A 13,173-nucleotide genomic window follows, 5' to 3' on the forward strand; every position below is an offset into this window, starting at 1 on the left:
AAGGAATAGCATGAAAAAGATTGATGCGATTATTAAACCCTTCAAGCTGGACGACGTCCGCGAAGCGCTGGCCGAAGTTGGCATTACCGGTATGACTGTAACAGAGGTCAAAGGCTTTGGCCGTCAGAAAGGCCATACCGAGCTGTACCGCGGCGCGGAATATATGGTGGATTTTCTGCCGAAAGTAAAAATTGAAATTGTGGTTACCGACGACATCGTAGATACCTGCGTCGACACCATTATTCGTACCGCCCAGACCGGCAAAATCGGTGACGGTAAGATTTTTGTCTTTGACGTGGCTCGCGTTATTCGTATTCGTACCGGTGAAGAAGACGACGCGGCAATCTAAGCCGCGCCGTGCTTGCCGAATGGCGGTGTAAACACCTTCTCAGGCCTACAATATCTCGTAGGCCTGAGAAGCGCAGCGCCATCAGGCATAACGTAATTACAGAACTTTATGTGGGCCGAAACATTCGTAATGAATGTTCTCGTTTTTTACGCCCAGACCAACCAGCTGCTTTGCGGCAAACTGCATAAAGCCAACCGGACCGCACAGATAAAACTGCATCGCCGGGTCGCTGATTGCGCCTTCCAGTTTATTCAGATCCATCAGACCTACACTATCAAACGCACCTTTCGCGCGATCAGCTTCGGTTGGCTCGCGATACCAGGTGTGTGCGCTAAAGCGCGGCAGCGTTTTGCCGAGTTCATTCACTTCATCGGCGAAGGCATGGACATCACCGTTTTCAGCCGCATGGAACCAGTTAACCTGCGCCGCATGGTTTGCTTTCGCCAGCGTATCCAGCATCGCCAGCATTGGGGTCTGACCTACGCCTGCGGAAATCAGAGACACAGGGGTATTAGTCGCGACATCCATAAAGAAATCGCCCGCAGGTGCGGCTAAGTGAACAACGTCGCCAACATTCGCATGATTGTGCAGCCAGGTGGAAACCTGACCACCGTCTTCACGCTTAACGGCAATCCGATAGCCTTTGCCATCAGGTTTACGGGTCAGTGAGTACTGACGAATTTCCTGATGCGGGAAACCTTCCGGCTTCAGCCAGACGCCCAGGTATTGCCCCGGATGATATTCAGCTACTGCGCCACCGTCGACAGGCTCAAACTCAAAGCTGGTGATAAGCGCGCTTCGCGGCGTTTTTGCCACGATACGGAAAGGTCGAGTACCTTCCCAGCCGCCATTTTTATTGGCATTTTCGCTATAGATTTGCGCTTCACGGTTGATGAAAACGTTCGCCAGTACACCATACGCTTTACCCCACGCATCCAGGACTTCCTGGCCTGGGCTGAACATTTCGTCCAGCGTTGCCAGCAAATGACCACCCACGATGTTGTACTGCTCTGGTTTAATCTGGAAGCTGGTATGCTTCTGCGCGATTTTCTCAACCGCTGGCAACAGCGCCGCCAGGTTTTCGATATTGCTGGCATACGCGGCAATCGCGTTAAACAGCGCTTCGCGCTGATCGCCATTACGCTGGTTACTCATGTTGAAAATTTCTTTCAGCTCTGGGTTATGCGTAAACATGCGATCGTAGAAATGGGCGGTCAGCTTCGGACCTGTTTCAACCAGCAGGGGAATGGTGGCTTTAACTGTAGCGATGGTTTGTGCGTCAAGCATACGGTCTTCCTTTATCTGAGACTTTAATGATGTATGTCAAATGCATCTTATAAAAAATACCCCTGCATTGTAAATGGTTCTTTGTAACTTTGCGTTGTAAAGGTTACATCGTGAAAAATCTGCATCACAAACCTGAAAAGAAATCCGTTGAAATTCAGCAGACCTTTGTTCTCCAAAGCCTTGCGTACCGTGAAGGTAATCGTTTGCGTAAAATCCTTTGTCAAGACCTGTTATCGAAGAATGATTCGGTTATACTGTTCGCCGTTGTCCTACGGACCGCCTTTTAAGGCCGAAAATTTTATTGTTAGCTGAGTCAGGAGATGCGGATGTTAAAGCGTGAAATGAACATTGCCGATTATGATGCCGAACTGTGGCAGGCTATGGAGCAGGAAAAAGTACGTCAGGAAGAGCACATCGAACTGATCGCCTCCGAAAACTATACCAGCCCGCGTGTTATGCAGGCGCAGGGTTCTCAGCTGACCAATAAATACGCTGAAGGTTATCCGGGCAAGCGCTACTACGGCGGTTGTGAGTACGTTGATATCGTTGAACAACTGGCTATCGATCGTGCAAAAGAGCTGTTTGGCGCTGACTACGCTAACGTGCAGCCGCACTCCGGTTCTCAGGCTAACTTCGCTGTTTACACCGCTCTGCTGCAACCGGGCGATACCGTTCTGGGTATGAACCTGGCACAAGGCGGCCACCTGACTCACGGCTCCCCGGTTAACTTCTCCGGCAAACTGTACAACATCATTCCTTACGGTATTGATGATTCCGGCAAAATTGACTACGAAGATATGGCGAAGCAGGCCAAAGAACACAAACCGAAGATGATCATCGGTGGTTTCTCTGCTTACTCTGGCGTGGTTGACTGGGCCAAAATGCGTGAAATCGCTGACAGCATCGGCGCATACCTGTTCGTTGACATGGCGCACGTTGCGGGTCTGATTGCCGCAGGCGTTTACCCGAACCCGGTTCCACACGCACACGTTGTCACCACCACCACCCACAAAACTCTGGCGGGTCCGCGCGGCGGCCTGATCCTGGCGAAAGGCGGTGATGAAGAGCTGTACAAAAAACTGAACTCTGCGGTGTTCCCAAGTGCGCAGGGTGGCCCGCTGATGCACGTGATCGCGGCGAAAGCCGTGGCGCTGAAAGAAGCAATGGAGCCTGAGTTCAAGGTTTACCAGCAGCAGGTTGCTAAAAACGCCAAAGCGATGGTGGAAGTGTTCCTGAACCGTGGTTACAAAGTGGTTTCTGGCGGTACTGAAAACCACCTGTTCCTGCTGGACCTGGTTGATAAAAACCTGACCGGTAAAGAAGCTGACGCTGCGCTGGGCCGTGCCAACATCACCGTCAACAAAAACAGCGTGCCGAACGATCCGAAGAGCCCGTTTGTGACTTCCGGTATCCGTATCGGTTCTCCGGCAATCACTCGCCGCGGCTTCAAAGAAGCGGAAGCGAAAGAACTGGCTGGCTGGATGTGTGACGTGCTGGACAATATCAATGACGAAGCCGTAATTGAGCGCGTCAAAGGTAAAGTTCTGGACATCTGCGCACGCTTCCCGGTTTACGCGTAAGCGTCAATAGTTAGCTGTGAAAAAGGCCGCGAATGCGGCCTTTTTTATGTTCGATATCAGGCAGCAGTCATAACGATTTCAGCGCCACGCCTTCATCACACAACGCTTCCTCGCTCAAGGCTCGCTCTGACTGAATAAGCTTACGCAGTACACGCACTTCGCGCCCGTTGTTGAGCGCGGCTGCGCCAATTATCGCTCCATCGCGCAACTGGAGCCAGATTGCTTTCCCCCTTTCAGGGTTGCCACGACATAGCCATGTTTGCCCCTGCATTTCGCCAATAAACTGCAAATTATCGCGATATTGGTCGGTCCAGAACCAGCCTGGTGTCTTGTGGGGCAACGGCTGGTTGAGCATTGCGGCGGCTGCAACCTGTGCCTGATTATTGGCATTTTCCCAGCTTTCCACACGAACTAACGAACCATCGGGCAAGCGCATTATCGCCACATCACCGGCGGCGAAAATGTCCGGATCGGAGGTGGTGCAGGCGCTATCAACGATAATGCCGTTAGCCGTTTCCAGACCGGCGTCGCGGGCCAGCGCATCATTCGCCACGATACCGATGCCGTATACCACGGCATCGGCCAGCAGCGTCTCGCCGTTTTGCAGCGTCAGCGAGAGAAACTCCCCCGCTTCGGCGTATTCAATGGCGCTGTTGAGTAACACCCGCACGCCCGCCTGCTGGTGGCGGGCAAGCAGGTAGTCGCGCACCGGAGCAGGGGCGTTGCGGCCCATTACCGACGACGCCATCTCGACCACTGTCACCCTGCAACCGCGTTGTGTGGCACTCGCCGCCAGTTCCAGGCCAATCGTGCCCGCACCGACGATCACAATTGCCTTACCCGGCTGTAGCACGTCGCGCAGGCGTTCGGCGTCTCCAGCATGGCGCAGCGTAAAGCAACGCTCGCCCAGCTTATTGAGCAGTGGCAAAGGCCTGGCAGCGGCGCCGGTGGCCAGCAGCAACTGCGACCAGCGGTAGGTTTGACCATCGGCCAGCGTTAGCGTACGCGAGGCGCGATCAATCTGGCGTAACGTAACGCCGAGATGCAGTTGCACGTTGTGTTCCTGCCACCAACTGGCGGGGAATACCGGCTGAAGCTGCGGGGCATCGTCCAGCAGCATGGCTTTGGAGAGCGGCGGGCGTTCATAGGGTAGATGCGCTTCGTCAGAAAAGAGGTGTAACGGCCCGTTAAACCCCTGCTGGCGTAGCGCGGCGGCGGCCATTGCCCCCGCCTGACCGCCGCCGATGATGGCTATAATCTGTTCACTCATAACGACTCCCTACAGATCCAGCCCGGCGGCAACGTGACGAATACCTCGAATCCCCAGTCCGGCATCAGCGTTGATCATCACGCCGCTTAAGGTGCGGTTGTTGTGACGCGACGCCAGCATCACGTACGGTCCGGTAAAGTCGGCAGGGTCGGGGAAGAACTGGAGCGGCAGAATCGCGGCGATTTTCTCCGGCGTCAGCGACTGCATAATCGAGGTATCGCTTTGCCCCAGCGCCTGTGGGCCGCGCAGATCGGTGGCCATACCGCACGGACCGACACCGTTAACACGTACCTTTGGTGCCAGCTCGTAGGCCAATTGGCGAATCAGCCCGGTAGCTGCATGCTTACTGGCGGTATACAAAGGACCGCCGCCGCCCGGGTACCACGCGGCGTTGGACAGGGTAAAGATAATGCTGCCTTCGCTGGCGATAAGCGCTGGGGCGCAGGCTTTTGCACCAAGCAGATAGCCGAGCACATTGACGTTAAATAACTCGTGAAAGCCGCTCTCCAGCGCCTCAGCAGAGGTGTTCACCAGCGTTGCGTTATGATCCCAGATGCCCGCATTGCCAATAAAACAGTCCAGCTTGCCAAACGCGGTGAGGATTTGATCGACCGCACGCTGATAGTCGGCGTAGCAGGTGACGTTGCCCTCTATCGCCAACACGTGTTCACCAAAACGCTGGCGCAGGCTGGCAACTTTGGCTGGCGACAGTTCGAGCGTGGCGACCTTCGCGCCTTCTTCAATAAAGCGCTCGACCAGCGCCAGGCCGAGGCCGGAGCCACCGCCGGTAATAAAAACCACGTTATCGCGTAAATCGCTCATCGGGCGTCCTCTGGAATATCAACAAATACATCGCTGCCTTCCACGTAAACCGCGTAAGTGGTCAGCGGATCGGTGGCAGGTAAGCACAACGCCTTGCCGGTTTTCAGGCAGAAGCTGGCCGCATGCAGCGGGCATTCCACCGTGGCATCGTCTTCCAGATAACCTTCGGACATCGAGGCGTTACCGTGGCTACAGCGATCGTTAATGGCATAAAACTCGCCGCCAACATTGAACAGGGCGATGACGGGCGAGGTTTCCAGCCGGAGGGCTTCACCATCCGGCAGCTCCGTGGCGGAGCAGGCAAATACACGGCTCATCAGAACAGTACACTCAGGTTATGGGAAGTGATAACCGCTTGATCCAGCACGATCTCACGCGCCAGTAAGCGCCACTCATCGCCGGGCAAACGACGCACTTTGTCCATGCGCGTACCGACGTAAAACGTCTCGTCCCGCTCTTTTTGCGCGCGATACAGCAGATAGTTGAGGCGCACGGCGAACACGTCCGGTTGGTCGGTTTCGCTGATTTGTAAGTTGTCAATCAGATGACGGGTGCGGGAAGGTGGCTCCTCCGCCCAGGCCATGCCGGTTTCCAGCCGCGCGATGCGGCGCTCAAGCTGGTCTTTGTTATCGTTGAAAATCCAGGTGGTCGGCGGCTGCACGCCTTTGCGGCGGTCGCGGGTCTGGGCATTGACCGTGGTACGCATGGTGTAGCGAATGTCGTCATCGAGCAGCGCCAGCCAGTCGCGAAACTGCCAGTCGTCCAGCAGACGTGCTTCTTCATACAGGAACTGGCTGATGCGATGATACAGTTCGAGAGAAACTAACGCGCTCATTTCATCACCTCCTGCTGGTAAGCGGCGGTTTTGTCGTGCACATCCTGCCAGCTTTCGCTGCTGAGCAGATCGGCCCAGCGCTGATACATGCCGCGCGCGGCGGTTTCCGAAAAGATGTAGTTGGTGATCCCCGGAATACCGTCTTCGCGGCGCTTTTCCTGGCCTAAGCCCATTTCGAGGCACAGGTTAGTGTTGCGTGCCCGGTGACCCTTCAGCAGTTTTTGAATCTCGCACCAGTTTTCCGAGTCGTCCTGTTCAAGGAATCCGGCCGGACCAAAGGCGCGGGTGGCGCTGTTTTCAAATGCGGCTTTCACCTCGTCGGAGGCGGCTTTATCAGTAAGACAGAACGCCCACACTTCAACCCGATCCGGTCCGCGTGGGTGCCAGACGCGCAGCGTGGCGGTACCGTTCAGCCAGGAAAGCGTGGGGAAAATGTTGTTGTGACCGGCCAGGCGCAGGGCGCGAACCTTGCCCAAGCGTTGTTCGGCTTCCGTGTAGGCGTCACGGTAGTAACTGGAGACTTCGCCGTCTACCCACACGTTGGCATCGGGATTCTCAGTAAAGAAAAATCCGCTGCCGTGCCCGTCCTGGCCGAACTGTAGCGCATCTTTGGCGGTTTCCCACACCGGGCGGGCAGTCTGACCATCGCCGAGGCGCTTATCGCTACCGTCGTCTTTCGCCCCCAGCACCTGTACCGCTGAGGCATGGCTGAACAGCGCGTGATACTGGTCACTGGCGAACTGTTCGGCGGGGAATTTCCAGTTGCAGTCGATAGTCCACTTCTGGACGCCACCGACGATTTCGGTGCCGCCTTCACGGCGGTCGAGCACGCCATCGAGATACCAGGCGATATCGCCGAGATAATCGCGAAGCGTTGGTGCGGTGGTATCCCAGTTGCCGAAAATCAGCCCTTTATAGCTCTCGACGCCAGGGACTTCGTTCAGTCCCCAAGGCGATTTGCATAAACCTTGCGGATAAGCGCGTGGTTCCAGTGGGACGTCGATCAGCTCGCCGTTAATGCCGTACGACCAGCCGTGATACGGACAGGTAAAGGCACGGGTATTGCCGCAGTCGGCATAGCTGACGCGCATCGCGCGGTGGCGGCACTGGTTGAGAAACGCTTTGATGCTGCCGTCTTTCTGGCGGACTACCACGACTGCATCTTCGCCCATGTAAGTGTTAAAAAAATCACCGGGTTTGGGAATTTGGCTTTCGTGGGCGAGAAACAGCCAGCAGCGACCGAAGATGCGTTCCAGCTCCAGTTGGTAAATTTCAGGGTCGGTATAAATCCGTGGGGTTACGCGACCGTTTTTCGTGTCGATCAGTTGGTAGATGTCTAAATTTGAGGGTGTGGTCATATTTTTTAATCCTGAAAGCTAAGATGTATTGACCTTCATTTTTTGTGCCATAAGGATGTTGCTGGTTAGTTATCAATCTGTGAAATAGTAAATTTCTACCAGTTGAGACATTTTTTCGATAACAAGGAGAAGGGCATGGAACTGAGGCACTTACGCTATTTTGTGGCGGTGGCGCAGGCGCTGAATTTCACCCGAGCGGCAGAAAAATTGCATACCTCCCAGCCGTCGTTAAGCAGTCAGATCCGCGATCTGGAAACCTGCGTGGGCGTTCCGTTACTGGTGCGCGATAAGCGAAAAGTTGCGCTAACGGCGGCGGGAGAGTGCTTTTTACAGGATGCGCTGACGATCCTCGAGCAGGCTGAAAACGCCAAAGTTCGCGCCCGTAAAACGGTACAGGAAGATAACCATTTTGCTATTGGTTTTGTCCCTTCTGCAGAGGTGAATTTACTGCCGAAGGTGCTGCCTTTATTTCGTTTAAAGCAGCCGGATACGCATATTGAACTGGTAAGTTTGATAACCACTGAGCAGGAGGAGAAGATCCTGCGCGGCGAGCTGGATGTGGGCTTAATGCGCCACCCGGTTTACAGCCCGGAGTTGGACTATCTGGAGCTCATTCATGAGCCGTTGGTGGTGGTGTTACCGGTGAATCATCCGTTAGCCAATGAACCAGCGATCTCCGCAGAGCAGCTGCACGGGGTGAATTTTGTCAGCACCGATCCTGCGTATTCCGGCGCGTTAGCGATGATTGTCAAAAACTGGTTTCAGCAGCAGAAAAGCCAGCCCAATATTGTGCAAGTAGCGACCAATATTCTGGTGACGATGAACCTGGTCGGGATGGGGCTGGGGGTGACTTTGATACCCGGTTATATGAATAATTTTAATACCGGGCAGGTGGTTTTTCGCCCTATTGTTGGCGATGCCCCAACCATTGCTTTGCTGATGGCGTGGAAAAAAGGATCGCTCAAACCGGCACTGACCGATTTTATCGCCACGGTACATGAACGTTTGGCCGTGAGCCTGATGGTATAATGGTTACAACTCGCTGAGCTGCGACTCGACATACAGATAGCCAATTCCCATGAGTTGCTGGGCGCGATTGAGCTGGCCGAAGCTTATTTGAGTCGCTCTGGCGCGCGGGTTATCACCGTGATCAAATGGGTTAAACCCAGTTTGCTGCACCAGCGTATTAAGCCAGCTATCGCCGAAAGCGCAGCTACGTCCGTACAACCATATTTGGTTAATATTCAGTATATTCAGAAAGTTATATAAACTTAGTCCAATAGCGCTGGCGGCATGCTCGGCCCAGGCCTGAATACGAACATCACCGTTCTGCCAGGCAGTAATAAGCTGGTCGGTGGTGAGCGTTTCCGGATCGTAAAGGGATGTCGGCTGCGATTTCATCCATACGCGGGCCTGTTTTTTCAACGCGCTCAATGACGCTACCGTTTCCAGGCAACCATAGCGACCGCAGTCACAGGCAATTCCATCGGGATGAATGATGGTGTGTCCAATCTGACCGCTGCCATACAGACTACCGCGCCAGATATTGTCGTTTATCACAAACGATGAGCCGATACCGTAATCAACGTTAATCACGCAAAAATCACCGTTAGCCGCTGGGTTTTGCCATTTTTCGGCCAGCGCCAGCATCACGCAGTCATTGTCCAGGCGGACCTGAACGCCGAGCATCTCTTCCAGCAGATATTTTATTTCCACCGGTGTTTTCCACGGTGCCTGGGGCATGGTTTTTGATGCGCCGGTGATCGGATCAACCTGGCCGTGAACGCCGAGCGCCAGATTAATCGTGACTTCGGGAAATTGTCGACGGTATTCCCGCCAGTGTGCAGCCAGGGCCGACAGCAGCGCTTTGGGCGTTTCCGGCTTGATGACCTCATGACGCCAGGCGCCGATGGCAACCAGCCGTGCGTCTGCCAGTTGACTGGTGATGCTGGTAGGGGTGACGTTGATACATAGCGTCCATGTGCCTTTTTCTGGCAAATGATAACTGCCGCTGCTCAAACCGCGCTGGCTTAAGGTTTCTCGCGAGTGGCTGATTCTCCCTTCATCCATCAGCTCTTCGAGGATATTGCTGACCGCCGGGATCGACAGACTGGTGAGCTGCGCCAGCTGTGATTTGCTGAGCTGCTTTTCCCGCCAAAGGTGCGACAAAAAGATCTGCTTATTCGCCTGACGAACCCTGGCGTTGTTGAACCCCGAACGTTGCATTCACTTAACTCCCTTAACTATATTGCGTGAGCATTGCGCATTTTACCGCCACTTAACTGCCGCAGAATAGCATCAAGTTGAATTTTTACTTTTGTTTATTGAGTGGAGAGCGGCATGTACGGTTCAGTTAAAGTCTGGCAAGAAACGATCACCCTCCCAACGTGGACGGCGGGTGAAGAAGACGCTAACCCCATGTTTCTGGAGAAAAGGGTTTATCAGGGATCTTCTGGCGCGGTGTATCCGTATGGCGTGATTGATACGCTGACCGGCAAACGTGAAATGCGCGACTACAAGGCGGTGTGGATGGAGAATGACTTCATTCGCGTCATGCTGTTGCCGGAGTTAGGCGGGCGTATTCATCGAGCGTATGACAAAGTACAGCAGCGCGATTTTGTCTACTACAACGAAGTGGTGAAGCCCGCTCTGGTTGGTTTGCTTGGACCGTGGATCTCTGGTGGCATTGAATTTAACTGGCCGCAGCATCATCGCCCAACCACTTTTATGCCGGTCGATTTTACGCAGCAGCAGGGTGAGCATGGCGAATATACTGTATGGATGGGTGAAGTAGAACCTATGCGCGGTTTACAGGTGATGACCGGATTTACGCTGTATCCGGATCGCGCTCTGATCGAGATAACCGGGAAGGTGTTTAATGGTAACGCCACGCCGCGCCATTTTTTATGGTGGGCGAATCCAGCGGTGAAGGGCGGTGACGATCATCAGAGCGTGTTTCCGCCGGATGTGACCGCAGTATTTGACCACGGTAAGCGCGATGTTTCTGCATTTCCCATTGCCACCGGCACATACTACAAAGTGGACTACTCGGCTGGCGTGGATATCTCGCGCTACAAAAACGTTCCTGTACCGACCTCCTACATGGCTGAAAAATCAGATTATGATTTTGTTGGTGCATGGCATCACGGTGAGCGAGGCGGGCTGCTGCATGTGGCCGATCACCACGTTTCGCCAGGGAAAAAACAGTGGACCTGGGGCTATGGCGACTTTGGCGTTGCCTGGGATCGTAACCTTACCGATGACAACGGTCCGTATATTGAACTGATGACCGGGGTCTTTACCGACAACCAGCCGGATTTCACCTGGCTTGCGCCGTATGAAGAGAAAGTCTTCGTACAAAACTTCCTGCCCTACAGCGAACTGGGCATGGTGCAAAACGCCAGCACGCAACTGGCACTGCGCCTGGTACGTGAGAGTAATCAGCTATCAGTGGGGGTTTATGCGATTGCGCCGCTGTGCGACGTGCAGGTTACGCTTTCTGAAGATGGGCAACCGTTCTATGAGCATACGCTGACCCTGGAGCCTGGACAAAGTTGGCTGGCTGATGTGTCTGACAATAACCATGCGCGGGTAACGATGACTGTCACTGGTGCCGATGGTACTTCGCTTTTGCAGTACAAAGAGCACATCGCGCAAGAGTTACCACTACCTTCAGCGGCCGTCGCGCCAGCACGACCAGAAGCGCTGTCTAATACCGATGAACTCTATTTCATTGGTCAGCATCTGGAGCAGTACAACCACGCCAGTCGCTATGCCGAAGATTATTATCGTCGCGCGCTGGAGGTTGACCCGCTGGATTATCGCAATAATGTTGCCCTCGGAACGCTGGCGTTAAACCGCGCGGACTGGGGGTTGGCAGAACATTGTGCGGGCAAAGCGCTGGAGCGAGCGCATAAGCTCAATAAGAATCCACGGGATGGTGAGGCCAGTATGTTGCTGGCCGCCGCACAGGAACGTCAGGGCGATGATGACAGCGCCTGGGATAACTATTTTAAGGCAAGCTGGAGCGGTAACTGTCGGGATGCGGCATTCTGGTCGTTAGCGCGTCTGGCGATGAAGCGTCAGGACTACGCCGGTGCACTGGAAAAGGTCGAGCAGAGCTTACGCTTTAACGGCAGTAACAACCTGGCGATGGGGCTAAAAGCGCTGGTGTTGTCCAGGCTTAATCGTCGTGAACAAGCGCTGGACTATATCCGCCAACAGTTGGTGGATTATCCGCTCAGTTATACCCTGCACTATGCGCGCTGGGCTATCTGCCAGGATGAGGCGACGACGCAAGCACTGATTTCGATTACCGGGTGTCGCGGGACCAATGCGTGTGAACTGGCGGGCTGGCTGACCTCTTTCGGACAAAAGGATGCTGCCCGTGGTGTGCTGGAACTGCTCGACAGCCAGGAAACGCTGCCGATGCTGTGGCGCGCCTCACTGAGCGACGACCCGCAACCTTTCATTGAGCGAGCCCGCGCGTGCCTGCAAAACCGCGTCCGTTTCCCTAATACGTTGGATGAAGTGCAGATGCTGCAGAGCCTCGAACAGAGCGCATTTGCTCGCTATTTACTCGGTTGTTTCTGGTACAGCAAACGACGTTATGCCGAGGCGGTTTCCTGCTGGCAATTTACGCTTGCGCAGGAAGCAGATTTTGCCCCGGTGCATCGTTTACTGGGTATCTACGCCTGGAACAAACTGCACGATGCGCAGCAGGCGAAACAGTATCTGTCGCAGGCTGTGGCGCTGGATCCGCAAAATGCCCGCTTCCTGTTTGAACTCGACTATCTCAATAAGCTGATGGCACAACCGGTTGAACAGCGCCTGCAGCGACTGGAAGCCAGCAAAGAGATTGTCTTCCAGCGTGATGATCTGACGGTGGAACTGCTCAGCCTATGGAATGGATTGGGGCGCTATGACGATGCTGCCGCAGTATTACGCGAGCGGGTGTTCCATCCGTGGGAAGGCGGTGAAGGCAAAGCCACCGGGCAATATCTGCTTAATCAATTGCATCGCGCGCTGGCTGCCGTGCAGTCCGGCGACCCGCAAACGGCTATTATGCAGCTGCAACAGGCGCTGCACTATCCGCAAAACCTCGGCGAGGGACGTTTACCCGGACAAACGGATAATGACATCTGGTATTTGCTGGGGCATTGCGCGCAGCAACAAGGCCATTTTGACGAGTCTCAGCGCTACTTCTCCCGTGCGACGCGTGGCGGTAGCTCGTTGGATGCAGGACGTTACTACAACGACCAGCCGGTGGACTATCTCTTCTGGCAAGGAATGGCGCAGAGAAAACTTGGCGAAGATGCAGAGGCGGATGTTCTGTTCAACAGCTTCCTGCAATGGGTTGAGTTGAATCGCGACAACGTGCCGGATGTCGATTTCTTTGCTGTATCGCTACCCGATCTGGTGGTGCTGGATACCTCTGCACAAGCAAAACACCAGCAACACTGCCTGTTTATCAATGCGCTTGGGCATCTGGGGTTGGGAAATAGCGCAGCCTGTCAGCGTGATCTTGATGAACTCCTGCAACTTAATCCGGCGCATGACAAGGCATTACTGCTGCGTCACGCCATTAACGTAAGGCTTTTCCAGTAATACCTGAAATGGGTGGGGGCGACCTCACCCGAAACCTTCTGTCCCCTGCGTTTCCCTGAAAGAGG

At 54.5% G+C, this 13,173-nt stretch carries 11 protein-coding genes; 4 read left to right on the forward strand and 7 right to left on the reverse strand.

The genetic code is table 11. The features are described 5' to 3' along the window. The first annotated feature begins 10 nt into the window (after positions 1 to 10). Positions 11 to 349, forward strand: a complete 339-nt coding sequence (gene glnB, locus OGY15_RS06720) for a nitrogen regulatory protein P-II (protein WP_002914032.1) — start codon at positions 11 to 13, stop codon at positions 347 to 349. A gap of 96 nt (positions 350 to 445) precedes the next feature. Here the strand turns inward: glnB and hmpA are convergent, their stop codons facing one another. Next, positions 446 to 1,636: an NO-inducible flavohemoprotein gene (gene hmpA, locus OGY15_RS06725; RefSeq protein WP_210904472.1), complete on the reverse strand. Its 1,191-nt coding sequence runs from the start codon at positions 1,634 to 1,636 to the stop codon at positions 446 to 448. Between the two features lie 326 nt (positions 1,637 to 1,962). On the opposite strand from hmpA, the gene glyA reads away from it, so the two are divergent. Then, entirely contained in the window at positions 1,963 to 3,216 is a 1,254-nt protein-coding gene (gene glyA, locus OGY15_RS06730) for a serine hydroxymethyltransferase (protein ID WP_187253566.1), read from the forward strand. 67 nt (positions 3,217 to 3,283) lie between these two features. On the opposite strand, the gene hcaD is transcribed toward glyA, so the two are convergent. Genes hcaD through hcaE form a run of 5 tightly spaced genes read right to left on the reverse strand, consistent with a single transcriptional unit; the run spans position 3,284 to position 7,501 of the window. Next, entirely contained in the window at positions 3,284 to 4,486 is a 1,203-nt protein-coding gene (gene hcaD, locus OGY15_RS06735) for a phenylpropionate dioxygenase ferredoxin reductase subunit (protein WP_286538855.1), read from the reverse strand. Positions 4,487 to 4,495: 9 nt separating this feature from the next. After that, the gene (gene hcaB, locus OGY15_RS06740; RefSeq protein WP_286538856.1) at positions 4,496 to 5,308 is read right to left on the reverse strand and encodes a 3-phenylpropionate-dihydrodiol/cinnamic acid-dihydrodiol dehydrogenase; all 813 of its coding nucleotides are present in this window, start codon (positions 5,306 to 5,308) and stop codon (positions 4,496 to 4,498) included. Continuing rightward, positions 5,305 to 5,625, reverse strand: coding sequence for a 3-phenylpropionate/cinnamic acid dioxygenase ferredoxin subunit (hcaC, locus tag OGY15_RS06745; protein WP_151217675.1), 321 nt, complete (start codon positions 5,623 to 5,625; stop codon positions 5,305 to 5,307). The genes hcaB and hcaC overlap by 4 nt, the downstream gene beginning before the upstream one ends. Continuing rightward, positions 5,625 to 6,143 carry a 3-phenylpropionate/cinnamic acid dioxygenase subunit beta gene (gene hcaF, locus OGY15_RS06750; protein WP_286538857.1) on the reverse strand — a complete coding sequence of 173 codons (519 nt, stop codon included), beginning with the start codon at positions 6,141 to 6,143 and terminating at the stop codon, positions 5,625 to 5,627. The genes hcaC and hcaF overlap by 1 nt, the downstream gene beginning before the upstream one ends. Beyond that, positions 6,140 to 7,501, reverse strand: coding sequence for a 3-phenylpropionate/cinnamic acid dioxygenase subunit alpha (gene hcaE, locus OGY15_RS06755; RefSeq protein ID WP_286538858.1), 1,362 nt, complete (start codon positions 7,499 to 7,501; stop codon positions 6,140 to 6,142). Before hcaE ends, hcaF begins: the two co-directional genes overlap by 4 nt. Positions 7,502 to 7,636: 135 nt before the next feature. Here hcaE and hcaR point away from each other — a divergent pair, with 135 nt between their 5' ends. Next, positions 7,637 to 8,530, forward strand: coding sequence for a DNA-binding transcriptional regulator HcaR (gene hcaR / locus OGY15_RS06760; protein ID WP_187258592.1), 894 nt, complete (start codon positions 7,637 to 7,639; stop codon positions 8,528 to 8,530). A gap of 3 nt (positions 8,531 to 8,533) precedes the next feature. Here hcaR and OGY15_RS06765 read toward each other — a convergent pair whose 3' ends face one another. Further along, positions 8,534 to 9,727 carry an ROK family transcriptional regulator gene (locus OGY15_RS06765; protein ID WP_286538859.1) on the reverse strand — a complete coding sequence of 398 codons (1,194 nt, stop codon included), beginning with the start codon at positions 9,725 to 9,727 and terminating at the stop codon, positions 8,534 to 8,536. A gap of 114 nt (positions 9,728 to 9,841) precedes the next feature. Between OGY15_RS06765 and OGY15_RS06770 the strand changes: the two genes are divergently transcribed. After that, positions 9,842 to 13,108 carry a DUF5107 domain-containing protein gene (locus tag OGY15_RS06770; protein WP_286538860.1) on the forward strand — a complete coding sequence of 1,089 codons (3,267 nt, stop codon included), beginning with the start codon at positions 9,842 to 9,844 and terminating at the stop codon, positions 13,106 to 13,108. The last annotated feature ends 65 nt before the right edge of the window (positions 13,109 to 13,173 follow it).

This window comes from Citrobacter sp. Cu231, assembly GCF_030332265.1.
GTDB classification, from domain to species: Bacteria; Pseudomonadota; Gammaproteobacteria; order Enterobacterales; family Enterobacteriaceae; genus Citrobacter; species Citrobacter meridianamericanus.